This is a genomic window from Algoriphagus persicinus (genome assembly GCF_035156415.1).
GTDB lineage: Bacteria > Bacteroidota > Bacteroidia > Cytophagales > Cyclobacteriaceae > Algoriphagus > Algoriphagus persicinus.
Map to the genome: position 1 here is coordinate 24,623 of NZ_JAYEEY010000020.1, position 23,340 is coordinate 47,962.

Annotated in this window: 20 protein-coding genes; 17 read left to right on the top strand and 3 right to left on the bottom strand. The window is 41.3% G+C overall.

Annotated elements, in window-relative coordinates; genetic code table 11:
* Positions 1-32 precede the first annotated feature (32 nt).
* The 4 genes from U3A58_RS15460 to U3A58_RS15475 all read left to right on the top strand — a co-directional run bounded on the left by U3A58_RS15460 (position 33) and on the right by U3A58_RS15475 (position 6,546).
* The gene (locus tag U3A58_RS15460; protein ID WP_323824856.1) at positions 33-3,497 is read left to right on the top strand and encodes a hypothetical protein; all 3,465 of its coding nucleotides are present in this window, start codon (positions 33-35) and stop codon (positions 3,495-3,497) included.
* A gap of 63 nt (positions 3,498-3,560) precedes the next feature.
* Positions 3,561-4,265 (top strand): SDR family NAD(P)-dependent oxidoreductase, encoded by a 705-nt coding sequence (locus tag U3A58_RS15465; protein WP_323824858.1) that lies wholly within the window; start codon positions 3,561-3,563, stop codon positions 4,263-4,265.
* A 5-nt stretch (positions 4,266-4,270) separates the two neighbouring features.
* The gene (gene ispG / locus U3A58_RS15470) at positions 4,271-6,253 is read left to right on the top strand and encodes a (E)-4-hydroxy-3-methylbut-2-enyl-diphosphate synthase (protein ID WP_323824860.1); all 1,983 of its coding nucleotides are present in this window, start codon (positions 4,271-4,273) and stop codon (positions 6,251-6,253) included.
* Between the two features lie 98 nt (positions 6,254-6,351).
* The gene (locus U3A58_RS15475) at positions 6,352-6,546 is read left to right on the top strand and encodes a DUF6728 family protein (RefSeq protein WP_323824862.1); all 195 of its coding nucleotides are present in this window, start codon (positions 6,352-6,354) and stop codon (positions 6,544-6,546) included.
* Between the two features lie 310 nt (positions 6,547-6,856).
* Here U3A58_RS15475 and U3A58_RS15480 read toward each other — a convergent pair whose 3' ends face one another.
* Positions 6,857-9,838 carry a glycosyltransferase family 117 protein gene (locus U3A58_RS15480; protein ID WP_323824864.1) on the bottom strand — a complete coding sequence of 994 codons (2,982 nt, stop codon included), beginning with the start codon at positions 9,836-9,838 and terminating at the stop codon, positions 6,857-6,859.
* A gap of 167 nt (positions 9,839-10,005) precedes the next feature.
* Here U3A58_RS15480 and trxA point away from each other — a divergent pair, with 167 nt between their 5' ends.
* The 12 genes from trxA to U3A58_RS15540 all read left to right on the top strand — a co-directional run bounded on the left by trxA (position 10,006) and on the right by U3A58_RS15540 (position 20,933).
* Positions 10,006-10,326, top strand: coding sequence for a thioredoxin (gene trxA / locus U3A58_RS15485; RefSeq protein WP_323824866.1), 321 nt, complete (start codon positions 10,006-10,008; stop codon positions 10,324-10,326).
* A gap of 81 nt (positions 10,327-10,407) precedes the next feature.
* Positions 10,408-11,829, top strand: a complete 1,422-nt coding sequence (locus tag U3A58_RS15490) for an MBL fold metallo-hydrolase (protein ID WP_323824868.1) — start codon at positions 10,408-10,410, stop codon at positions 11,827-11,829.
* 213 nt (positions 11,830-12,042) lie between these two features.
* Entirely contained in the window at positions 12,043-12,624 is a 582-nt protein-coding gene (locus U3A58_RS15495) for a YeeE/YedE family protein (RefSeq protein ID WP_323824870.1), read from the top strand.
* Between the two features lie 11 nt (positions 12,625-12,635).
* Positions 12,636-13,121: a DUF6691 family protein gene (locus U3A58_RS15500; RefSeq protein WP_323824872.1), complete on the top strand. Its 486-nt coding sequence runs from the start codon at positions 12,636-12,638 to the stop codon at positions 13,119-13,121.
* A 255-nt stretch (positions 13,122-13,376) separates the two neighbouring features.
* On the top strand, positions 13,377-14,552 hold the full coding sequence (locus U3A58_RS15505; protein WP_323824874.1) for an MFS transporter: 1,176 nt from the start codon (positions 13,377-13,379) through the stop codon (positions 14,550-14,552).
* Positions 14,549-15,265, top strand: a complete 717-nt coding sequence (locus U3A58_RS15510; RefSeq protein ID WP_323824876.1) for an acyl-[acyl-carrier-protein] thioesterase — start codon at positions 14,549-14,551, stop codon at positions 15,263-15,265. Before U3A58_RS15505 ends, U3A58_RS15510 begins: the two co-directional genes overlap by 4 nt.
* A 105-nt stretch (positions 15,266-15,370) precedes the next feature.
* Positions 15,371-16,417: a c-type cytochrome gene (locus tag U3A58_RS15515; RefSeq protein WP_323824878.1), complete on the top strand. Its 1,047-nt coding sequence runs from the start codon at positions 15,371-15,373 to the stop codon at positions 16,415-16,417.
* The gene (locus U3A58_RS15520) at positions 16,414-17,748 is read left to right on the top strand and encodes a hypothetical protein (protein WP_323824880.1); all 1,335 of its coding nucleotides are present in this window, start codon (positions 16,414-16,416) and stop codon (positions 17,746-17,748) included. Before U3A58_RS15515 ends, U3A58_RS15520 begins: the two co-directional genes overlap by 4 nt.
* A 490-nt stretch (positions 17,749-18,238) precedes the next feature.
* The gene (locus U3A58_RS15525) at positions 18,239-19,231 is read left to right on the top strand and encodes a fatty acid desaturase family protein (protein WP_323824882.1); all 993 of its coding nucleotides are present in this window, start codon (positions 18,239-18,241) and stop codon (positions 19,229-19,231) included.
* A gap of 7 nt (positions 19,232-19,238) precedes the next feature.
* Positions 19,239-20,441: a DEAD/DEAH box helicase gene (locus tag U3A58_RS15530; RefSeq protein WP_323824884.1), complete on the top strand. Its 1,203-nt coding sequence runs from the start codon at positions 19,239-19,241 to the stop codon at positions 20,439-20,441.
* A gap of 10 nt (positions 20,442-20,451) precedes the next feature.
* Positions 20,452-20,733, top strand: coding sequence for a cold-shock protein (locus U3A58_RS15535; protein WP_323824886.1), 282 nt, complete (start codon positions 20,452-20,454; stop codon positions 20,731-20,733).
* A gap of 5 nt (positions 20,734-20,738) precedes the next feature.
* A complete protein-coding gene (locus U3A58_RS15540; protein ID WP_086501652.1) occupies positions 20,739-20,933 on the top strand; it encodes a cold-shock protein in 195 nt (64 codons plus the stop codon).
* Between the two features lie 91 nt (positions 20,934-21,024).
* Here the strand turns inward: U3A58_RS15540 and U3A58_RS15545 are convergent, their stop codons facing one another.
* On the bottom strand, positions 21,025-21,861 hold the full coding sequence (locus U3A58_RS15545; RefSeq protein WP_323824888.1) for a 2-hydroxyacid dehydrogenase: 837 nt from the start codon (positions 21,859-21,861) through the stop codon (positions 21,025-21,027).
* 537 nt (positions 21,862-22,398) lie between these two features.
* On the opposite strand from U3A58_RS15545, the gene U3A58_RS15550 reads away from it, so the two are divergent.
* Positions 22,399-22,827 carry a Dabb family protein gene (locus U3A58_RS15550; protein ID WP_323824890.1) on the top strand — a complete coding sequence of 143 codons (429 nt, stop codon included), beginning with the start codon at positions 22,399-22,401 and terminating at the stop codon, positions 22,825-22,827.
* On the opposite strand, the gene U3A58_RS15555 is transcribed toward U3A58_RS15550, so the two are convergent.
* Positions 22,828-23,235, bottom strand: a complete 408-nt coding sequence (locus U3A58_RS15555; RefSeq protein WP_323824892.1) for a hypothetical protein — start codon at positions 23,233-23,235, stop codon at positions 22,828-22,830.
* Positions 23,236-23,340 lie beyond the last annotated feature (105 nt).

Consider the following 23,340-nt stretch of genomic DNA (forward strand, 5'->3'; position numbering starts at 1 on the left):
ACCTTCCAGTCAAAAGGGATTTCGGAGTGAGCATGCGTAATTGGCTACTTTTCTGGGTTTTATTGCTTGGCTTTTCTACCTCGGTAAAAGCTCAGGAAAAATGCCGATGGGTACAATCAGAGACTTTCCTTTCTCCCTATGTTCCCGACTCACTTTCCTTACTTGAGGAGACCATCAGTATTCGCGATAAAAACGGGAAACCCTACGAGTTCAAGTATCTACTTAGTGTGAACACGCTTCAGGTGATTTTCGGAAATGACGCAAGACCCGATTCACTTTTATTATGCTATAGAACTTTTTCGCTTCGTTTGGATCAGCCAGTAACACACCGGACATTACTGGCGGATTATGATTCCACGGCTCGATTCAAAGATAATAGAATGGCCGAGTTGCCGGCATTCGACTTTCGGGAGGAGCTTTTTCCCACCACTAATCTATATAAATCCGGAAGTCTCACCCGCGGGATATCCTTCGGTAATACTCAAAGTGTATTCGTAAACTCAGCCCTTAATTTGCAAATGGAAGGAGCTATAGCTGAAAATCTGAAAATCCGTGCGAGTATCACCGATCAAAATGTTCCTTTTCAGCCTGAGGGAAATACCCAGCAAATCCAAGACTTCGATAACGTCCTGATCGAACTTTATAATGATGATTTTAGCTTGGCTGCAGGTGATGTAGTGCTGCAGCAGAGACAATCTGAGTTTTTGAGGTATTATAAAAATGTACAGGGACTTCAGTTTACCTCAGATTACAAATTGAACGATAACTGGACTGCAGGTTCACAGGCGTTTGCCTCTATCGCTAAAGGGAAATTCGCTTCCATTCAGTTGCCTATTTTAGAGGGAGTTCTCGGCCCATATCGAGTTAGTGGGCCAAGCAATGAGCGTTTTGTTATTATTATGGCAAATTCTGAACGCGTGTTTTTGGACGGTAAACAACTCAAGCGTGGATTCAATGAGGATTACGTGATTGATTACAATCAGGCAGAAATCACCTTTACTCCCAAAGTTCTGATTACGCAATATTCTCGGGTTCGTGTTGATTTTGAATATGCGGAGCGGAATTATTCCCGATCCATTTTCGGAGCGAATCATACACAAACCAACGGAAAAGTGGATGTGTACTTGAACTTTTATCAAGAAAAAGACAATAGAAACCGTCCACTTTTTACTGATTTCTCCCAAGGGGAACTGGGTCTTATGGCTTCAGTGGGGGATAGTGCAGAACTCGCAAGAATTCCCAGAATCGATAGTGTAGCCTTTGATCAGAACAGGATTTTATATGCGAAAATTACTGAGTTTGATGAGTTTGGGAATTCACTGGTTTATTATGAATATTCCAATGATCCTGAATTGGCGCATTATGAACTGGGATTTTCTCAAGTTGGTGCTGGACTTGGGGATTATCGCCGCTCCAGCCAATTGTCCAATGGAACAGTCTATGAATATGTACCAAGGCTGGATGGACAGCTACAGGGAGATTATTCGATTTTGTCCCAGCTTCCACTTCCTGATAGTAAACGTATGGTGACGGCAGGTACAAGGATAAAGCTGAATGAACACGAGAAAGTTTATACAGAATTGGCTCTTTCTTCAGTGGATAATAATCTGTTTTCTGAATTGGATGATGAGGAAAACCAAGGGCTGGGGATGAAGGTGGGCCTGCAAAGTGAAGGGCGGGAGTCTTCACTTTTCAAAGGCTACACCATGAAAGGGCAGACGGAATACGAGTACAATTCTACCAACTTCAATTTCATTGATCGTTTCAGGTACATTGAGTTTGATCGGGATTGGGGATTGAGTCAGGACGCTTTGCAAAACCCTGCTTCGGAGCAGTTTTTCCGTGCTGGCGTTGGTTTTGAAAAAGATGCACTCAATCGCTTTGACTATCTTTTTTACCTGAGAAATAGAGAAAATGTGCTAAACGGCACACAGCATTCGGCTAATTGGAACTTGCAACTGGGATCCAAAATCAGGCTCAGGCAGGAGTTATTTCGATTGAATTCCGATCAGGATTCACTTACGTCTGATTGGACCAGATATCTAGGAGATTTAAGCTATAACTCCAAAATCTTCGTTCCGGGCTATCAGTTTTCGTTGGATCAAAATGCTCTTAGAAATAGTGAAACAGATTCTGTGCAAAGTACCGCAATGAATTTCAAACAGCATTTGATCTATTTGCGAAGCAATGACTCGCTCAGCTATTCCTTTCAGGCAGATGCAGCCTGGCGTGAGGATAAAGCTCCCTTTGCTGGAGAATTGTTTAAGGATACCCGAGCTTTTACATCTAATTTCACCATGAGAAAGCAATGGACGCAGCATAGTTTGAGTAGCACGTTCACCTACCGGGAATTGGAATATTTGCAGCGTGACCTTCAATCGGAACTTACTGTAATGGGAAAGCTAGACTACCAGGGGAGCTTGGGCAAAAATCTCTTTCGAAATGAAGTAAGCTATGCTATTGGAAATGGGCGTGAATTGCAGCGTGAATTTGTCTTTTTGCCGGCTCCCAATGGTGATGGCACACATACTTGGCGTGACGATAATGGCGATGGTGTGCAGCAGCTGAATGAATTCTATCTCGCGATCAATCCTGAGGAAAAGCAGTACATTAAAATTTTTGTACCGACCGACACCTACATTCAGGCATACACCAGTATTTTAAATTATAGACTCCAGGCAAAATTCCCTGAGACCTGGAAAGAAGGTGGAGGCTTGCGGGCATTTCTACATAAATTTTCTAATACTACTAGCCTAAGTGTGGAGAAAAAAGTGACTTCGAATGACTTTGTGGATCGAATCAATCCCTTTGTAGGTGGAGCGAATCGTGAAGAAATTCTCTCACTTCGTCAGGTGATTCGTTCTAGCTTTTTCTTCAATCGTGCTTCTGCTAACTATGGATTTGATCTATCGTATTTTGATTCTCAGTTTAAGCAATTACTATTCGGAGGTTTTGAAGACTTGATTCAGAAAGACTGGAAATTGAATACCCGGTATAATTTCAATGGGCACACAACTATACGGATTTTAGCAGGAGTAGGCAATCGGATTTCTGCTTCAGATTTCTTGGATAATAGAAATTATAGTATCTCTCAAAATCAAATAGGTCCTGAATTTTCATGGCAGCCTACGCCTTACTTTAGGACTACAGCAAGCTATTCTTTTACCGGGAAAGTAAACACTGAAACCGTTGAATTCAAGGAAAAAGCCCAATTGAATCAAGTGGGGCTTGATATTCGGTATGCACGGGCAGTGAAAACGACCCTGACAGGCAACCTCAAATTGATACAGATCGATTACAATGGAGTAGCTAATTCTCCAGTTGGCTATGAAATGTTGCAAGCGTTGACTCCAGGGACTAATGTGACGTGGAATGTGAATTGGCTTCAGAAAATAGGAGAGGGATTGCAGCTTAATCTAGTTTATGAAGGAAGGAATTCTCAGGGCTTGGATAGGATAGTCCATGTAGGGAGAATGCAAGTTTCCGCGCTGTTTTGATAAAAAAATGTAACTTTGCTGATGTTAAATAGTTGTCATACTAACTATTAAATCACTAATCAAATGAGTAAAAGTATCCTTGTCACTGGAGGCACCAAAGGAATAGGAAGAGCGATAATCGAGCGATTTGCGGGGGAGGGTTTTGATATCTTCACCTGCGCAAGAAATGAAGCCGATTTGGATAGCCTGAAGACTTTTTTGGCAAATAAATACCCGAATATCAAGGTTTTAACGATACAAGCAGACCTTTCTAGGAAGGACGAAGTCACTAGATTTGTGACAGCCATCAAGGCGGCAGCAATCCCTGATGTATTGGTTAATAATACTGGAGTCTTTTTGCCAGGGGCAATTCATAATGAGCCAGAGGGGAATTTCGAACTGATGATGGAGACCAATTTGTACTCTGCCTATCAAGTGACTAGAGGATTTGCTCAGGAGATGATAGCCCGCAAGTCAGGTCATATTTTCTCCATGGGATCAGTCGCAGGCCTTACTGCCTACCCGAATGGAGGAAGTTATGCTGTTTCTAAATGGGCTATGCTTGGTATGACCAAGTGCCTGCGTGAAGAGTTGAAACCGCATCAGATCAAAGTAACTTCTATCCTTGCCGGTGCTACTTACACTTCAAGTTGGGAAGGAAGCGATATGCCAATCGAACGATTTATGAAAGCTGAGGATGTAGCGGAAAGCGTTTGGGCAGCTTATAACCTTTCGCCCCAATCAGTTGTTGAAGAACTAGTAATCCGACCTCAATTAGGAGATATATAACCCACATGGAGCCAATAATCAAATCATTAGATCAGCAGTATTGCGATAGCTTGACGAGTTATTCCAGGAGAAAAACTATTCCTGTGAAAATCGGGGATGTCATCGTAGGCGGAGATAATCCCATCGTGGTGCAATCCATGACTACTATCGATACTATGGACACTGAGGGCTCTATTGAGCAGAGTATCCGAATGATAGAAGCTGGTTGTGAATTGGTGAGAATCACAGCTCCCAGTATTAAAGAGGCAGAAAATCTTCGGTATATCAAGGATGGGCTTCGTAAAAGAGGCTACAATACACCGCTGGTGGCAGATATTCACTTTACTCCAAATGCTGCGGAAGTAGCTGCGAGGATAGTAGAAAAAGTGCGTGTGAATCCAGGGAATTATGCGGATAAAAAGAAATTTGAAGTCATAGAATATACTGATGCTACCTATCAGGAAGAGTTGGACCGTATTCGTGAGCGCTTTTTGCCTTTGGTGAAAATCTGTAAGGAGCACAGCACAGCAATGCGAATTGGGACCAATCACGGTTCTCTTTCTGATCGTATCATGAGCAGATATGGCGATACTCCGCTGGGAATGGTGGAGTCAGCATTAGAGTTTTTGAGGATATGTGAGGATGAGAATTACTTTGACATCGTGATTTCTATGAAGTCTTCGAACACGCAAGTGATGGTTCAAGCCTATCGATTGCTTGTGGAGAAGTTGGATGAAGGCGGGTTCAAACCTTATCCGCTTCATCTCGGAGTAACTGAAGCAGGAGAAGCGGAAGACGGAAGGATCAAGTCGGCAGTGGGCATCGGCACTTTATTGGAAGATGGATTGGGTGATACGGTTCGGGTATCATTGACCGAAGATCCTGAGTTTGAAGCTCCAGTGGCAAAAGCATTAATTGATCGATATGCCTACCGCTCAGGACATGCTGAGATAATGCCAATTCAGGATTACACCGTAAATCCTTATGAGCATTTCAAACGGCATAGCTCAGAGATTTATAATTTTGGAGGACACAATGTCCCCCGTGTAATTACTGATATTTCCAAGATCGAAAAGATCACCGAGAAGGAAATGAAGGTTGTTGGTCATTTCTATCTGCCTGAGCTGGACAAATGGAAAATGAATGATCAGGGTTGTGACTTTGTCTATTCAGGCTCCAATCCTATTCCTTTTATGCTTCCTAATGGCATGAAAGAAATTCAAGATGCTGCTGTTTGGACGGCTGGACCTGACTTGCAAAATAAGTTTCCACTGTTTGATATGGTGACTTTTTCAACTGCTGAGAAATTTCATTCGGAATTAAACTTTCTGGAAATCTATGATAGCCAAATAACAGAAGCGATAGCGCTTGTAACTGGTAGGAAGGATATAGTGTTGATTTTGAAGACGGAGAATAAACATGCGATGCCAGCTTTGAGAAGAGCGTTTGTGGCTTTGCTGGAGGCAAAGTCAGCGGTTCCGGTTATTATAAAAGTGAGTTATCTGGATCAATCTCAGGATGAAACCATGCTATATGCTGCTACGGATGTTGGTGGATTATTGATTGACGGATTGGGTGATGGGATTTTTATTTCCTTGGAAAAAGCAAGGAAGCATTCCCGCGATGAAATTCTAGCGCAAATCAAACTTCACAATGCTGTTGGTTTTGGTGTGCTTCAAGCGGCTAGGACTAGGATGTCTAAGACAGAATACATTTCTTGCCCTTCCTGTGGTAGAACATTATTTGACCTGCAAGAGACTACGGCTTTGATCCGCAAGCGAACTGATCACCTGAAAGGAGTGAAAATCGGAATTATGGGCTGTATCGTAAATGGCCCTGGAGAGATGGCTGATGCTGATTATGGTTATGTGGGTTCAGGAAAAGGCAAAATCACACTTTACAAAGGAAAGGAAGTGATGAAGCGATCTGTCCCTTCAGAAAAAGCTGTAGATAAATTGATTGAAATTATCAAAGAAGACGGTATGTGGAACGAACCGGAAATAATATAATTGCCATCGTTAACCTGCTTCTCCAGAAGCAGGTTTCTTAAATTCTTAAAGGAGCAAACGATTCACTGCTTCTAACTGTTTACCAAAAAAGCGAAACCATGTCTGAAAATAACAAAGTCAAAGATTTCTTCAAGGTAGGTGAATTTGGAAACTATTTTGTCCGTGTTTTTCAAAAGCCAGACCCCAATCAAAAGTCAAATATCAACCTACGAATGATGCACGGAATCAACAAGATTTCAATTGTAGTGTTTCTATTGGCGTTGATTTTTTGGATTGTAAAGCGGGTTATATGATTTTTTAGGCACAGAGTTCGCAAAGTTTTTCATAAAGTACGCGGGTGTTGTTTTGAATATTACATCATTGAAGATATTGCATAAAATATAGCTTATAAATCATCCTTTGACTAAAGCTGAACTGTTTCATTTCACTTTATCCATAGATCAATTAGAGCTAAAATTGCTTTATCTATAAAGCGAAATATGATAATTGTCCCTAAGGGAGCTGTGATCTTTGCGCTTCCTTCGCGGTCTTTGTGGTTAGCAAAAACATAAAAAAAAGGGATTCGAAATTGACTCGAATCCCTTTGTATATGAATAATCAACTTTATCTTCTATCCAAAACACTACCTCCACTTTCCTGAGAGCCAAGGAATTGTTCCATTCTTAGCTTGAGTTCTTGGGCTTTTTCCTGGTATCCTCTTTCTTCCAGAAGTGGAATAAAATAGCGGATCATTTCTATAGAAATCATCATCTCTCTGTCGTAAGCTCTATTTTCTTCCGTATAGAATTCAATCATGTCGAGAGACTTCTTTGAGACTTTATCTATAATGTCCAGCGCTTTTTCATCTTCACCTACTTCGAAAAATAGAGGGACTGACTGCCCGCTGGAGAGATCATAAGGGATGGCTTCATTTGGCATTACTTCCAAGCCGTAGTTAAGAAGTGTTGCAGCTTTTTCCATATCACCCTCATCCAGCAATGCAATAGCAATGCTATTCAGCGCACTTCGGTGATTGGAAGCGAATCTTCTATATTCCTCATCCAAATAGGCATCGGGATTATCCATGCCTCGGAATGCAAACTTGGTCATGTAATTTTCATAAGCCAAATCTGTGTTTACCAACTCATCACGGATATAGTCTGGCTTTCTCACAGGAAGCAAGCGGTAAGTCAATCCTTCCATTACTACGTGTTCTTGAATGTTGATTCCGATGGTCGCAAGCGATGTATTATTGAAGTAAATAGGACGATCCCAATTATTGGAAGCAATCAAATCAATCAGCATCAGCGTGCCCTTGGTTACATAATTTCCAGTAATCTGCAGATTCATTTGCGGAGCAAAAAATGGGGCGAACTCCTCAGGAATGATGTCTTTATTGGCAACAGCCGAACTGTCCACTTCCAAAATCAGATTTCTCGAAGGAACCATATTCGCTACGGATTTGCCGCCAGTTTCCATTTTGAGAAGATCAGAACCTGAGTTTAGAAGTTTTAAGTATTCCCGGACAGAGATAGCATTTAGATTCTCTCTTTCCATGACATAAAGGACGTCGTTAGTGCCTTTTTGGTAACGATTAGCATCCAGACTGAAAGGCAGGGACTCAGATTCATTCACAGGTCTGGTCATTTGCTCCACATACCAATCCGTGTCGAAATAACTTAGCACGATCACGCGCACGTCGGTTCGGAAGTTTTCGACTTCCTGTACATACCAAAGCGGGAAGGTGTCATTGTCTCCACCAGTGAATAGGATAGCATTTGGTGCGCAAGAGGCTAGGAAGTTTCTGGCAGAATCCACGGAGAAGTATCTGTCTCTTCTATTGTGGTCATTCCAGTTTTGGCCAGCCATCAATCCGGCAACAGGAAGGGTAAGCAGGGTTGCTATGATTCCTGCTGTTGCTAGGTTTTTAGTTCCTTTGGCAATCATATGGGCAATAGCCATCACACCTATTCCGACCCAAATCGCAAATGCATAGAAGCTACCCACATAAATGTAATCCCGCTCTCTCGGCTCCACCGGAGGAGAATTGAGATAAAGTACCAGCACTACGCCCATCATCAGGAAGAGCATGAGATTTACGTAGAATGATTTAGGATCTACTTTTGCCTGAAAGAATAATCCTATGATTCCCAATAAAAGAGGAAGCATCAGGTAATTGTTGTGGCCTTTGTTTTCCGTGATGTAGTCTGGATAATCTGTGAAAGCATCCGTGATTCCTATCCATGGCGCATCACTAAAGTCAGATTCCCGTCCGGAGAAATTCCACATAAAGTAACGCCAATACATGTGCCCCAACTGATGTGAGAACATAAAATATAGGTTATCTCCAAAGGTAGGATCTTGCCCTTCCCTCAGACCAAGCTTTTGTCTGTATAGCCTCTTGTGGCTTTCCTGTGTAGAGTAAATTCTTGGAAGAATTGTCGTCTTCGTAGGATCATAGGTGTTTTCCAGGGAATAGTCCACGATCTCATACCTATCCTTGCCCTTCATATACACAGGAGCACCTTCTTCCTGAGAAACCAGCTGTGCGGTGAAATACTGCCCATGAAGCAAAGGCCTGTAACCGTATTGCTCTCTCTTCAGGTAGGAAACATAACTGATAATATCTTTTGGAGCATTTTCATTGATAATCGGATCTTGATTGGCACGGACTACTATCAGGGCGTAGCTCGCATAGCCGATGAGAATGAAAATAAATGATAATAGGGCTGTATTAAGAATGGCATTCCCCTTTTTTCGGGAATATCTATAAGCATAAAAAACAGCTACAAAAAATAATACTATAAATACAACGATCCCTGAGCCAAATGGCAAACCTATGCTATTCACAAAGAATATCTCCATGGATCCTGCCAAGCTAGGAAGTCCCGGAATGATTAGGTTATTGATAATGATCAATGCTACTCCACCAAGGAACATCGCAATTAGGGCTCCTTTAAAGTTTGGCTTATCGTACTTTTTGAAATAATAAATAAGTGCCAAAGCAGGTAGCGTCACTAAGTTCAGCAAATGGACGCCAATAGAAAGTCCGACCAAGTAAGCGATAAAGATCATCCATTTATTCTCCTCACGCGGATCTTTGATCACATCCCACTTCAAGAATGCCCAAATCACTATCGCGGTGAAAAAAGAGGACATGGCATAAACTTCTGACTCCACAGCAGAAAACCAGAAACTGTCCGAGAATGTATAGACCAGTGCTCCGACGATTCCAGCACCCATCAATGTGATCGTTTCTCCTTTACTTTCTTGGCCTTCAATTACTTTGAAAAGTCTTTTCCCAAATAAAGTAATGGACCAAAAAAGGAACAAGATGGAGAAGCTTGAGAATAGCGCACTACCGATATTCATCCAATAAGCAACCTGCAAAGGATCTCCGAAAGCGAAGAAACTAAACATACGATAGACCAAAAGAAAGAAGGGCGCGCCGGGAGGGTGAGGAACTTGAAGTTTGTATGCTACGGCTATAAACTCTCCCGGATCCCAGAAGCTAGCTGTTTGTTCGACAGTAAGAACGTAAACCAAAGTAGCTACCGCAAAAACGACCCAACCGGTCAGGTTATTGATTTGCTTGTAATTGAGCATTTATTAAATGGAATTTGACAGGCGAAAATAAAAAAAATAAATGCCAAATAAGGCGATTTTAGGTATTTTAAAACTCTTAATGATTTACGTTGTTCTCCCTATGTGATATAAATTACCATTCTGAACTGATTTTGCTTCTACTTTTGTTGTGACAAAAACTAGAAATCATGAGTGCAAAAGCCAAAACATTCCAAGAATTGATAGATGGTGACCAAGCCGTGTTGGTAGATTTCTTTGCCACTTGGTGCGGTCCGTGTAAAATGATGCAGCCCATTCTAGAGGATACTGCTAAGCAAATGGGAGATAAAGTGCGTATACTGAAAGTAGATGTAGATAAAAATCAATTGGCAGCCAGCAAATTCCAGGTGCGTGGAGTCCCAACTCTGATCCTATTCCAAAAAGGTAAAATCCTTTGGAGAGAGTCAGGTGTAGTGCCGGCTCATAAGCTAGTTACTACTCTGACTAGCAACATCAAAGATTCCATCTGATTGCTATGTGACTAAAGTCATTCTAGCGCTAGTGGCATTGTCCTACTTTTGGGTATCCATTAGAATAAACTATTCATACCTATGAAAATCGAACAAATATATACCGGCTGTCTTGCCCAAGGTGCTTATTACATTGAGTCAGACGGAGAAGCTGCGGTAATCGACCCGCTGAGAGAAGTACAGCCTTACATAGATAAGGCAGAGCGCAGACACGCTAAAATCAAATACGTGTTTGAGACACATTTTCATGCAGATTTTGTTTCGGGTCATATTGATTTGGCCGAGAAGACCGGTGCCGAAATCGTCTATGGTCCTACAGAAATGATGCTGGGCTTTGATGCCCATATCGCTCAGGACGGTGAGGATTTTCAGATCGGGAAAGTGAAAATAAAATTGATTCATACCCCGGGTCACACGATGGAGAGTTCCTGCTATTTGCTTTTCAATGAAGAGGGAAAGGCCGAAGCGATCTTTACAGGTGACACCTTGTTTATCGGAGATGTAGGAAGGCCGGATTTGGCGCAGAAAGTAGTGGCAGAGCTGACACAAGATAAACTGGCAGGATATCTTTACGATTCATTGCGAAATAAAATCATGCCTTTGCCAGATGATTTGATCGTCTATCCTGCTCATGGTGCAGGGTCAGCTTGCGGCAAAAATATGAGTAAGGAAACTTCGGATTCTCTGGGCAACCAGAAGAAAACAAATTATGCCCTTCAGGAAATGACCAAGGAAGAGTTTACTAAGCAATTGATTACAGGCTTAACTCCTCCTCCTGCTTATTTTCCTCAGAACGTCATGATGAATATCGAAGGGTATGACAGTATTGATGCTGTTTTGGAAAGAGGCGTGAGGCCTCTGACTCCAGCAGAATTTGAGGCTGCCGCCAATGAAACAGGTGCCTTGATCTTGGATACCCGTGCGCCTCAGGTGTTTGCTAAAGGATTTGTACCAAACTCAATCAACATAGGGATCGATGGGAGTTTTGCTGTGTGGGTAGGGGCGATGATTCCAGACCTGAAGCAGCAAATCTTGGTCGTCTCAGACGAAGGGAGAGAAGAAGAAGTAGTTACCAGATTAGCCCGTGTAGGTTATGATTATGCGATCGGGTACTTGAAAGGAGGATTTGAAGCCTGGCAAAAGTCAGGTGAAGAGATCGATCAGATCACTTCTATTTCTGCTGCAGAACTTGCGGATATCAAGAAACAAAAGGGTAATGTGTCTATTTTGGATGTGAGAAAAACTTCCGAGTTTCAGTCTGAACATGTGATAGAAGCCGAAAATACTCCGCTAGATTACATCAACGAAAGCATGCTGAAGATAAATAAGGATAAAACCTACTATGTGCATTGTGCAGGTGGGTATCGGTCTATGGTCTTCAATTCAATTCTGCGGGCTAGAGGCTATGACAATCTGATTGATATTAAAGGAGGTTTCAAAGACCTCAAGGAATCCGGAGAATTTGAGATTTCAGAATTTGTATGCCCGACAACATTGCTTTGAGTAGAAAGCAGCAAGTAGTTAGAATCAAAATTTGAGACTCAAGAATCAAGAACCTCGATTTTATTGTTAGCTATTGCGGTAGCCTGTGTCCACACAGACTACAGACCATAAATAATTATAACTTATAAGTGTGAGTGCTCTTGTAATCCCCACCTATTTTGACATTTGGGATTATCATCCCGTTAGTATTATATCACTCGAATTAATTTATTTATGAATCAATTTATTAATTGGCTTTCCCAGCCCTGGCCGTGGTACATGGCTGGGCCATTGATAGGCCTGACTGTTCCTGCCTTACTGATCTTGGGGAATAAAAGCTTTGGAATATCATCCTCACTTCGACATGTCTGCGCGATTTGTATTCCTGCGAAAATTCCCTTTTTCCAATATAACTGGAGAAAAGAAATGTGGAATTTGGTCTTTGTACTTGGAGTTTTAATCGGAGGTTTTGTGGCTACCACGTTTGTGTCTAATCCTGATGAATTAGTCATTGCCACCCAAACCCAAGCTGATTTAGCTGCTTTGGGAATCTCTGATTTCTCGGGTTTAATGCCGTCGGATATTTTCACTTGGGGAAATGTGTTCACTGCCAAGGGATTAGTATTCTTTGTTCTCGGAGGGTTTTTGGTTGGGTTTGGAACGCGCTACGCTGGTGGATGTACCTCAGGGCATGCGATCATGGGGATCAGTTCCCTGCAATGGCCATCGCTAGTTGCGACCATTTTCTTTATGGTCGGTGGCTTTCTGATGACTCAGGTGTTTTTGGCTCCATTAATGAAATTGGTAGGATTTTAATCTTAAGAAAAATGAAAGCAGAAGATAGAAATGTACAAGAAGTAATTTGTGATGCACCAAGTTCTCAGGAGACTGGTGAGACAGGTTTGGCATTGGGGAAGTATTTGATTCTCGGGATCTTATTCGGAATCGTATTTGTGAAGGCCGAGATTATCTCATGGTTCAGGATACAGGAAATGTTCCGGTTGGATTCATTTCACATGTATGGGGTAATCGGTTCAGCTATAGTAACTGGGATTATTTCGATCCAACTGATCAAACGACTCAAGATTAAATCAATCGCCGGTGAGGAAATCAAAGTCCCTAAAAAAGAATTCAGAAAGGGGCAGATCATCGGAGGATTTATCTTCGGCCTGGGCTGGGCCATTACTGGAGCTTGTCCAGGGCCGCTTTTCGCACAGATCGGAAGCGGATTCACAGTAGTGCTTGTCACACTGCTTTCTGCAATTGCGGGAACTTGGGTCTATGGTAAATTTTCGGATAAGCTACCGAATTAGAGTTTAGAAAATCGATTAGTACAGGCCACTTTCTGAAGGGAATTGGCTTTTTTTAGTCAAAAACTTTTTTGATGATAAAGCGCACAATAAATATTGCGGTAACGATTACGGCTCCTGCTATGACCAGTTCCATGGGGATTTTGATAAGATGTGTGAGTCTAAGGTAACTGCTTTTCAGAAGCAATGTTCCGGGTCTCGCATGATTTTGAAGTTATGTTCCTTACTTTTGTGAGCCTCTTAAACCTAGTTATTTACATGAACATACTTTCCAAAAGACGAACTGCCCTAGGGGCTTTTTTCTTTTTTGTAGGTCTTTGCTTCGCTTCTTGGGCGGCAAGGATACCAGATATACAATCCAAATTTGATCTTTCAGAAGGACAGCTGGGTACCTTATTGTTGTTTTTACCCTTGGGATCAGTTATAGGTTTGCCTATAGCTGGATGGGCAGTACATCAGTATGGAAGCCGAAAAGTGATCATGCTTGGTAGCTTTGCTTATGCAGTGACCTTGCCATTGATTGGAATAAGTCCTTCCTTATATATGCTAGTGCCAGTTCTTATTCTTTATGGAATGCTGGGGAACGTGATGAACATTTCATTGAACACACAGGGTCTGGCACTGGAAGATGAAATGGGCAAAAGTATTTTGGCCTCTTTTCATGGTTTGTGGAGTTTGGCTGGCTTTACAGGAGCAGGTATTGGAGCAGGTATGATCTTTCTCAATGCTTCCCCTGCACTGCATTACGCAACGGTGATGGTTATTTCCATAGTAATTATTTTGACTGCAAAAGGATATATCGTCAAGGATAAAAAAGTCTCCGAAGGTGGAGGTGGATTGATAATGAAAAAACCAGATGCGCTTTTGTTAAGAATCAGTTTGATTGCTTTTCTGGGTATGATGGCAGAAGGGTGTATGTTTGATTGGTCTGGGGTTTACTTCAAGAAGGTGGTGAAGTCAGACCCTTCCTTGATTGCTCTGGGATACGTCGCTTTTATGGGAGCAATGGCTTCAGGAAGATTTATTACCGACAAGATAGCTGCAAGGTTTACCAAGGTAGCTGTTATTCAGGTAAGTGGAGTTTTGATTTTTATTGGATTGAGTTTAGCCGTTTTATTTCCCTCTGTAGGTGTGTCAACGGCAGGGTTTTTACTCGTTGGGCTGGGAGTAGCTTCGATCATTCCGCTTTCCTACAGCATTGCGGGCCGATCTAAGCTGTACACTCCAAGTGTAGCTCTTGCTTTGGTATCGACAATTTCATTCTTCGGGTTTTTACTTGGTCCCCCTCTGATAGGATTTATTGCAGAATTATTTAATTTAAAAGTCTCTTTTGCACTAATTGCTGTGGCTGGATTGGGGATTACGCTACTTTCAAGTATCAGGAAGGCAGTTTTCCTTATTCCTGTCAAGCCTTCACCTACCCGAGCTAAATGAATTACAATTCTTCCTTTCAGTTTCAAAAAGATTTTGAAGTTCGTTCCTATCAGGTCGATCCTGATGGGAAGTTGAGTTTGACAGCATTATCTAATTTGTTTCAGGAAATAGCTTGGCGGCATGCTGATTCTGCTGATTTTGGAAGGAACCTACAAGAGCAGAATCTTTCATGGATTCTTGCCCGGATCGACATCAAATGCAAAAATTTGCCTTCTTGGGGCGATTCGATCAAAGTTTATACCGCTGGTAGAGGAGTGGATAAGCTTTTTGCTTTTCGTGAGTTTATGATCACAAATTCCGATGGTGATATTCTCGGTCAGGGAATGAGTTCTTGGGTGCTGATGAATGTAGTGACCAAGCGGATTTTTAGGCCTGAAAATGCACTTCCACCAGCACTTTTTGATCCTGAGGAAAAGCCGGAATGGCAACCAGGGAAGATCAGGCTTAAAGGGGGGTTACTGAAATCTGAGAAATTGAAAGTCAGGTATTCGGACCTGGACTTGAATAACCATGTAAACAATACTAGTTATGTGCGCTGGGTGGAAAATATCCTTCGTGAAAACGGTTGTCATACCCTACCATTTCTGATTAATTACCTTGCTGAATGCGTGATGGGAGATGAACTTGATATTCACCTTTATCAGCACCAGGATCATTTTATAGTGCAAGGAATGGTAGAAGGTAAGCAGGTTTTTATGGCGGAAGCCAAATAAGAATGCCAGCTTAGGCTCAAATCATAGTTTTTTCTATAGACGACGTGATCTTAGTCACATGCTGCAAGGATGATTAAACCCATTTTTGTAGATTGATTACCTAATATGAATCAGACTTCTAAACCCCTATTCAAGATATTTCCTCTTGTCGCCGGACTTCTGGTTTCGGTGATCCTCCTTGTAGGCCTAGTTGGCGGTATTTTGTATTTTGATTATGTAGGGATTGAGCCATCCCAAGAGCATATTGCCAACGCTCAACAAACTCCGGCCGAAACTAAGTCAACCGCTTTGATGGATCCAGTTGGTATGTGGTCTGCACCAGATTGGACTTCTGTGGATGCCGAGCCCAATGCAGACCAAATAAACTATGGCCGTGAACTTATAGCCAATACGGCTGAATATCTTGGACCAAATGGGAAAGTTAGAAAAATGTCCAACGGGCTGAATTGCCAGAATTGTCACTTGCAGGCGGGTACTGTACCACTTGGAAATAATTATTCCGCTGCCAAAAGTACCTACCCGAAAGTGCGTGGGAGATCGGGGAATTCAGAGGACATTCAGTTGAGGATCAATGGCTGCTTCCAGCGTAGTTTGAATGGTGAAATATTGCCAAATGATAGCAAGGAAATGATAGCCATCGTAGCTTACATGGATTGGCTTGGAAAAGATGTTGCCAAAGGAGAAAAACCCAAAGGAGCCGGAATATACGAAGTGGCACTTCTCGATAGAGCTGCCGATCCAGTCCAAGGAAAAACTATTTATGAAAGGCAATGCGTGACCTGCCATATGATCAGTGGGCAGGGAGTATTGAAGGCAGATGGTAGTGGTTATATCTATCCGCCACTTTGGGGCGATCACAGCTATAATCAAGGAGCAGGACTATTCCGCATGTCAAGATTTGCGGGTTATGTGAAAGTAAATATGCCTTTTGGAGCAACTTATGAAAACCCAATTCTTACAGATGAGGAAGCATGGGACGTGGCGGCTTATGTGAATAGTTTGGAAAGGCCAAAAGGTGACTTTCCGAATGATTGGCCAGACATTTCCAAAAAGCCTATGGACCATCCTTTCGGTCCTTATGCCGATGACTTCTCTGAGGAGCAGCATAAGTTCGGCCCTTTTCAGGCGATTATAGCGGAAGCCAACAAATGAACAAATTTGTATTGGGATTTGTGTTTTTTCTCCCATTTCTAAGTTTTGCACAGGAGACAGATAAAAAGCTTCAAGTGGCACCTGACGTTCATCTTAGAATGTTTTGGATGAGCACGAATTATTCGAAAGATTATAAGGAGGATTATGCCTTGGGGACTAGTTTGAATTTGGGTTCAAAATTTAACTATGCCGAACATTGGGAGTTTCGTGTTGGATATAGAGTTTTTGCAAACCTTTGGAGTAGTGATTTAACATCCCCAGATCCTGTAAGCGGAGGTGGAAATCGGTACGAAGTAGGATTATTTGATCTGTTAAATCAGGAAGATCGGTTTTTCGGAAAGTTGGAAAATCTATCCCTAAGCTATTCAAAAGCCAAGTGGGGGGTGTCAGTAGGGCGAATGGGAATTAACACGGATTGGATCAATGCGCAAGACGGCAGACTTTCTCCCACAGGAATAGAAGGAGTGAAAGCTTGGTTTGCGACAACTACTAACTGGAAGTTCTCTGCATGGGGGATCGGAAAGATGAGTGTGCGTGGGACGAGTGAATGGCTTTCTGTAGGGAAAAGTATCGGAGTATTTCCAGTGGGTCGAGACCTGAATGGGGTCAGATCGCAATATGCTGGAAGCACCGAAAGTAAGTGGATAGGGATTACTGAAGTGACAAAGGAGTGGGACGGGATCAATCTAACTTTATCCAACTCCTTGGCTCAGAATATTTCCAATACAGTATGGACTAAAGCGGAGAGAAAATGGCAGAATGAGAAAGCTGGAATGACCTGGCTATGGGGTGTGCAGGCTGGTTTCCAATCTGGCTTGGGAGATGGAGGGAATGTGGATCCAACATTCCAATTCAAGAATCCTAATGATAAAAACTGGGCGGTCTCCACTCAATTTGGTTTCATAAATAATGCATGGAACCTTAACTTAAATTATACCAAAGCTGGAGGGAAAGGACTTTGGCTTAGTCCAAGAGAGTGGGGGAAAGACGCTTGGTATACATTTATCCCAAGAGAAAGAAATGAGGGATTCAGCTCACTGGATGCGCTCACTTTTTTTGCAGAATACACGTTCCCCAATTCAAATTTGAGCGTATTTAGTCATTTAGGGTTCCATTGGCTTCCTCCTTTAGAGAATAAATATAACATGCCATCATACAGTCAGGTTAACTTAGGACTGAAATATAAGCCCAAGTCAGTCCCAAAACTCGATTTTCAGTTGTTGGTTGTGAATAAAGATGCTTTGGGAAATCCGAGCCTAAAACCTGGACAGGAGTATAATAAGGTCGGGATGATCCACGTCAATGGAATTGTGAATTGGAGATGGAAATAAGTTTGCTATGATCTGCTTTGTAAAAAAAGATGAGTGATTCAGTGCTTCTATGTTGCATTTTTAAAGTCATCTTCTTTATTTAGTGAATCTAGATGAGGGAAGGTTTATACAGTATTAGGATTTACGAAATCTTCTCCTCACCTTTGTACGCATAAAGGCGCTGTCGACGAGATACCCTTTTTACTTGAAATAAAGTAAGCGTTGATTATCAACCTGCTTAAGTAGCAAATTCAAGAGTTTCCCCTCGCAAAGGTTTTAATTCTTCATCTTTCTACTTTTTTAATTCTTAAGAATCGGTCAAGTCCGTTCTAAGAATTAAAACCTGCAGAGAAAATCCCACGGGAAACATTAGTATTTATAATTTAATTACAGTGCCATTAAGACAGTAAGGTTCTCAGAATCAGAATTATCTGAATTCTCCCAAACATTAAGAAAACGAGTTTACGGACATTTTACGTCCAAAAACAAATCGAAGTACGGAAACACGGAAATGGTTATCAAAACCATCATTCTGGTCTCCCTGTATGTTGTGCCTATTTCGTTAGTGATCACAGGCGTGGCAACCACCACATTCCAGTTATTTGCCTGTTACTTATTTTCAGCTTTTGGAATGGCTGGCGTGGGTATGGGAGTAATGCATGATGCAATTCATGGTTCTTATTCCAAAAACAAAAAAGTAAACACTTGGATAGGCTACACTCTCGATATGGTGGGAGCAAGCTCCATGGTTTGGCACCTTCAACACAATGTGCTTCATCATAGTTTTACTAATATTGACGAGCATGACGACGATATTAATGCACCATTCTTTTTAAGGTTCTCCCCGAACGCTGAGAAAAACGGTCTTCATAAGTATCAGCATCTTTACGCCTGGTTCTTTTATTCGCTTTCTACCATTTCGTGGGTGACAGCTAAAGACTTCATTAGATTTACCAGATATTATAATAAAGGCTTAGTCAAAGGTGGAGAGAAGGCATACAGAAAAGGTATCGTTAAATTGATTTTCCTTAAACTGGCGTACTTCTGCGTTGTGCTAGGATTGCCGATTATTTTCTCACCATTTTCGGTGGGAATGATAATTCTAGCCTTTATCATGATGCATTTTATTACTGGATTTGTCATTACAATGGTATTTCAGATAGCCCATATCGTAGAAATAGTCGATTTCCCCAAAGCTGATTCCAATGGCGTAGTAGAGGGTGAGAGAATACTTCACCAGTTGGCTACTACCTGCAATTTTGCTCCTAAGTCAAAAGTCTTATTTTGGTTTGTTGGAGGATTGAATTTCCAAGTAGAGCATCATTTGTTTCCTGATATTTGCCATGTGCATTATAAGGATATAGCACCAATTGTAAAGGCTACAGCTGAGGAATTCAATGTGCCTTATTATTCTAAACCTCATTTTTTAATGGCTGTGTTGGACCATTTCAAAATGCTCTATGTATTGGGTAACGAACCCAAAATGGAGCCAATCAAAGCCTAATTATCCCATGAATACAAATAGAAATAGTAATACAAGACCGCTTGCTAACCAAAGAAGAAATTCTCGTCCAGCAGGAAGGCCAGTTCAAAATAAGAAAAAGGAATCAAAACTAGATCCTAATTTGTTTGTCAAAGTGGCTCAGCCTAGTGGACAACAAGGATTTCGTTCCGAGACACCTTTCTCCAGTGCCAATCTGAATGCTTCTTTATTGAGAAATTTGGAAGCAAAAGGCTACGAAAGTATGACCAATATCCAAGAACAGGCTATTCCTGCTTTGATGGATAGAAGAGATCTACTTGGTATATCAAATACTGGTTCTGGTAAAACAGGGGCTTTTTTGATACCGATCATTGAGCATGCTAAACTAGATCCACAGAATTTTACTGCTTTGATTGTAACTCCCACTCGTGAACTAGCTTTGCAAATTGAAGAGGAGTTTAAAAGTCTTAGCAAAGGAATGAATTTATATTCTAACACTTTCATCGGTGGCACGAATATCAATTCAGACTTTAAGGCATTAAGCAGAAAGCTTCATGTGATCGTGGGTACACCGGGTAGATTGTTGGACCTGGCAAACCGTAAGCTATTGCATCTCAACCGAGTAAATACACTTGTGTTGGATGAGTTTGATCGGATGTTGGATATGGGTTTTGTTCATGATGTGAAAAAACTCGTAAATTTAATGACTAAGAGAAGCCAAACAATGCTTTTCTCAGCAACATTAGAACCTAGCCAAAAAGCACTCATCGATGGATTACTTAATAATCCTGTTGAGATCAAAGTAAATACTGGTGGAACAACCAGTGAGAATGTAGATCAAGAAATTATTCGTGTGCCGGAAGGCAAGAATAAGTTTGATATACTTGCTGATTTATTCAGAGGAGCTGCTTTAGACAAAGTGATTATTTTCACTGAAACCAAAAGGCTGGCGGATAAATTAAGCAAGCAATTAAATCAGTCCGGTATTAAGTCTGGGTTGATTCATGGAAATAAATCCCAAAATTTCCGCAATAGAACTATAGATGAGTTCAAAACCGGAATGACTCGAGTACTGGTTGCAACTGATGTAGCGGCCAGAGGTATAGACGTAGCTGATGTGTCCCATGTGATCAATTACCAGCTTCCCATGTCTATGGATAGTTATATCCACAGAATTGGCCGGACAGGTCGGGCCGGAAAAACCGGTAGGGCCATAACATTTGTCAATTAAAATCGTCGCAATGTCAAAAAACCAAAACACATTCATTAAAAAGCAAAAAGCAGAACTTAAAAAGAGAAAAAAGAGAGAAAAGCAAGAAAAGATGGCTGCTCGTAAGGATCAGCCGAAAAGCGGAGATCTGGACGATATGATTGCGTACGTGGATGAGTTTGGTAACATCTCAGACACTCCGCCAGAACCAGAACCACCGAAAAAAGATAATGCTCCTAGGCCACAAAATCCACCTAGAGCGCAGAATACACAACATCAAAAATTTAATAGAAACACCAATTTAAAAAGTTAGTAATCATGAATGAAGGAACAGTAAAATTCTTTAACACAACCAAAGGCTTTGGTTTTATTACACCAGCAGACAACAGTGAAGATGTATTTGTACACCACTCAGGTCTAGTACACGAAATCCGTGAGAACGATCACGTTACTTATGACGTAGTTCAGGGTAAAAAAGGCGTTAACGCTGTGAACGTGAAAGTAGCTAAGTAATTCCAATCGGGCGTAGCCCAGTTAAGAAATACAAAGTTTGATGCCTGCAGATCTATGATTTGCAGGCATTTTTATGTTCAAATAGATTGGGTTATGCTTCTTTCCAAACCACTTCATTGGTCAATTTAGTGCCCTCTTCCAGTTCATCAAGATTTTTTAAGGTGATTTCCGAGATTTGCGCCAATGCTTCATTGGTGAGAAATGCCTGATGTCCCGTAACCAATACATTAGGAAAAGTCATTAATCGAGCTATTTGCTCATCTTGAAGAATCTCTTCTGATCGGTTTTGGAAGAACAAGTCTTCTTCTTGTTCATACACATCAATACCCAAATTCCCTACTTTTCGATTTTTCAAAGCATTAATTACTGCTTTGGTTTCAATCAAAGCACCTCTACTTGTATTGATAAGAACCACCCCATCTTTCATCTTATTCAGAGATTTAGTATTGATGAGATGGAAAGTTTCTGGACTCAAAGGGCAGTGAAGCGATATAATATCACTTAGAGTCAATAATTCATCAAGTGACATATAAGTGACTCCCTGCTTTTTAAGCTCCTCATTTTCTTTGATATCATAAGCCAATACTTTGCATCCCATACCAAGCATGATTCTGCAGAAAGCATTGCCTATGGCTCCAGTACCGATGACTCCAGCCGTTTTGCAGTGAATATTAAATCCAGTAAGGCCGTCTATTGAATAGTTGTTTTCACGGACTCGGTTATACGCTTTGTGGGTTTTACGACTCAAAGTCATTAGTAGTGCCAGTGCATGCTCTGCTACTGCTTCTGGGCTATATGCCGGGACACGGCAGATTTTGAATCCCAATTCAGAAGCGTTTTTTAAATCAACTTGATTAAAGCCCGCGCATCTTAGTACGATGTTTTTCACATTCATTTCAGTGAGCTTAATAAGTGTTTTTTTATCCAATTGATCATTTACAAAGGCACAGACTGCGTCAAAATCCTTTGCAAGTTACCGTGTTGATGTCTAGTTTTGGTTCGAAATAAGTGAACTCGTGCCCAGAATCATGTAAATAGGTGTTGAAGCTCTGCTTGTCGTAGGATTTGGTGCTGAAAAATGCCACTCTCATGCTCAGTCGAATTGAAGTTGGTAGATGGGAATGCGAGTAAACTCCTCTTAAATTTCTACATTTTCACGCTCTTTAACTAGTCTTATACCATTATGTGGCTGTTTAGTTTCGTCAGGTTCCACTGTGAGAGATTTTAACCTTAGTGAGCTTTTGTTTTTGTCGGAGAGCCTGTTTAGTAGTAGGAGTAGGATATTATATAAAAAAAATGAGATATCTCCAAGACTGGCGAACAGGTAGAAAATTTATATTTTGCGGATAGAAATTGATAGGGAGAGCATGCAATTCCCCATTAGCTGGAATTTTGATTTTACAATCGGGCTTAGATTTAGAATAATTTGTTGATTCTCCTTAGCTTAGTCTAAAATCTATAACCTATGAAAAAACTACTTTATTTTATTCCTTTATTTTTAGCACTTTCCTGCGCTGAAAAAGAAAAAGAAGTTGAAACAGAAATTACAGAAGAAATTCGCGAACAACCTATGGCAGCAAAACCTGATTCAGTACTCCGACACAATGTTTATTTTAGCTTCAAAGAGACTTCTTCTCCAGAGGATATTCAATCTGTAGTGGATGCGTTCAGAAATCTTCAGAATGAAATTGACGGGATTGAGGAATTTGAATGGGGCGTGAATTCAAGTCCGGAAGGTTTGAATCAAGGTTTAACTCATGCATTCACATTGACATTTCATTCCAATGAAGCACGAGATGCATATTTGCCGCATCCAGCCCATAAGGCTTTTGGTGCTATTTTAGGGCCTCATTTGGATAAAGTGACAGTAATAGATTACTGGACTCGTCCTTAATTATTGATCAAAGGGCAAAGCTGATCCGTCAGTTTTGCCCGAATTGTTTACAGTTAGCACTTCTGTGACTACATAGTTGCTAGCCCCTCTCCATGGAAGCATGCCATTGTATTCTTTGTAGCGAAGTTCTACAAACTTGCCAGAAGCTCTTTCCAGCTGTTCTGCAATATTGTCATCTACCACGCTGAACCGGAACTCATTGCTTTGTAATCCTCCTGCTGTAGGGCTCTGAAATCCTTCCTGGACTACTCTGCCTTCATATGTTTTGAAGATTACCCCTTTTTTCACGAAGTAATTTAAGCTTCCTGCTTTTACACCTTCTCCAAACACGAAGTAGAATTTGTACCAAAATATTCCAGCAAATATTCCGATTATAACGATACCAGCAATCCAAGCAAATTTTTTCATAAGGAGAACAAAGTTTGACTTAAAGATAGAAATCGGTGCGATGAATAATTGAAAACCTTTCAAAAAAATCTCTAAGCCACTCCAGGTATCAAAAAAGGCTACTCG

Excerpts from the sequence above, each read along its gene's own strand:
- U3A58_RS15465 (WP_323824858.1), top strand. The coding sequence starts at position 3,561 with ATGAGTAAAAGTATCCTTGTCACTGGAGGCACCAAAGGAATAGGAAGA.
- U3A58_RS15460 (WP_323824856.1), top strand. The coding sequence starts at position 33 with ATGCGTAATTGGCTACTTTTCTGGGTTTTATTGCTTGGCTTTTCTACC.
- U3A58_RS15480 (WP_323824864.1), bottom strand. The coding sequence starts at position 9,838 with ATGCTCAATTACAAGCAAATCAATAACCTGACCGGTTGGGTCGTTTTT.
- U3A58_RS15555 (WP_323824892.1), bottom strand. The coding sequence starts at position 23,235 with ATGAAAAAATTTGCTTGGATTGCTGGTATCGTTATAATCGGAATATTT.
- U3A58_RS15515 (WP_323824878.1), top strand. The coding sequence starts at position 15,371 with ATGAATCAGACTTCTAAACCCCTATTCAAGATATTTCCTCTTGTCGCC.
- U3A58_RS15520 (WP_323824880.1), top strand. The coding sequence starts at position 16,414 with ATGAACAAATTTGTATTGGGATTTGTGTTTTTTCTCCCATTTCTAAGT.
- U3A58_RS15475 (WP_323824862.1), top strand. The coding sequence starts at position 6,352 with ATGTCTGAAAATAACAAAGTCAAAGATTTCTTCAAGGTAGGTGAATTT.
- trxA (WP_323824866.1), top strand. The coding sequence starts at position 10,006 with ATGAGTGCAAAAGCCAAAACATTCCAAGAATTGATAGATGGTGACCAA.
- ispG (WP_323824860.1), top strand. The coding sequence starts at position 4,271 with ATGGAGCCAATAATCAAATCATTAGATCAGCAGTATTGCGATAGCTTG.
- U3A58_RS15500 (WP_323824872.1), top strand. The coding sequence starts at position 12,636 with ATGAAAGCAGAAGATAGAAATGTACAAGAAGTAATTTGTGATGCACCA.
- U3A58_RS15550 (WP_323824890.1), top strand. The coding sequence starts at position 22,399 with ATGAAAAAACTACTTTATTTTATTCCTTTATTTTTAGCACTTTCCTGC.
- U3A58_RS15495 (WP_323824870.1), top strand. The coding sequence starts at position 12,043 with ATGAATCAATTTATTAATTGGCTTTCCCAGCCCTGGCCGTGGTACATG.
- U3A58_RS15540 (WP_086501652.1), top strand. The coding sequence starts at position 20,739 with ATGAATGAAGGAACAGTAAAATTCTTTAACACAACCAAAGGCTTTGGT.
- U3A58_RS15535 (WP_323824886.1), top strand. The coding sequence starts at position 20,452 with ATGTCAAAAAACCAAAACACATTCATTAAAAAGCAAAAAGCAGAACTT.
- U3A58_RS15525 (WP_323824882.1), top strand. The coding sequence starts at position 18,239 with ATGGTTATCAAAACCATCATTCTGGTCTCCCTGTATGTTGTGCCTATT.
- U3A58_RS15505 (WP_323824874.1), top strand. The coding sequence starts at position 13,377 with ATGAACATACTTTCCAAAAGACGAACTGCCCTAGGGGCTTTTTTCTTT.
- U3A58_RS15490 (WP_323824868.1), top strand. The coding sequence starts at position 10,408 with ATGAAAATCGAACAAATATATACCGGCTGTCTTGCCCAAGGTGCTTAT.
- U3A58_RS15510 (WP_323824876.1), top strand. The coding sequence starts at position 14,549 with ATGAATTACAATTCTTCCTTTCAGTTTCAAAAAGATTTTGAAGTTCGT.
- U3A58_RS15530 (WP_323824884.1), top strand. The coding sequence starts at position 19,239 with ATGAATACAAATAGAAATAGTAATACAAGACCGCTTGCTAACCAAAGA.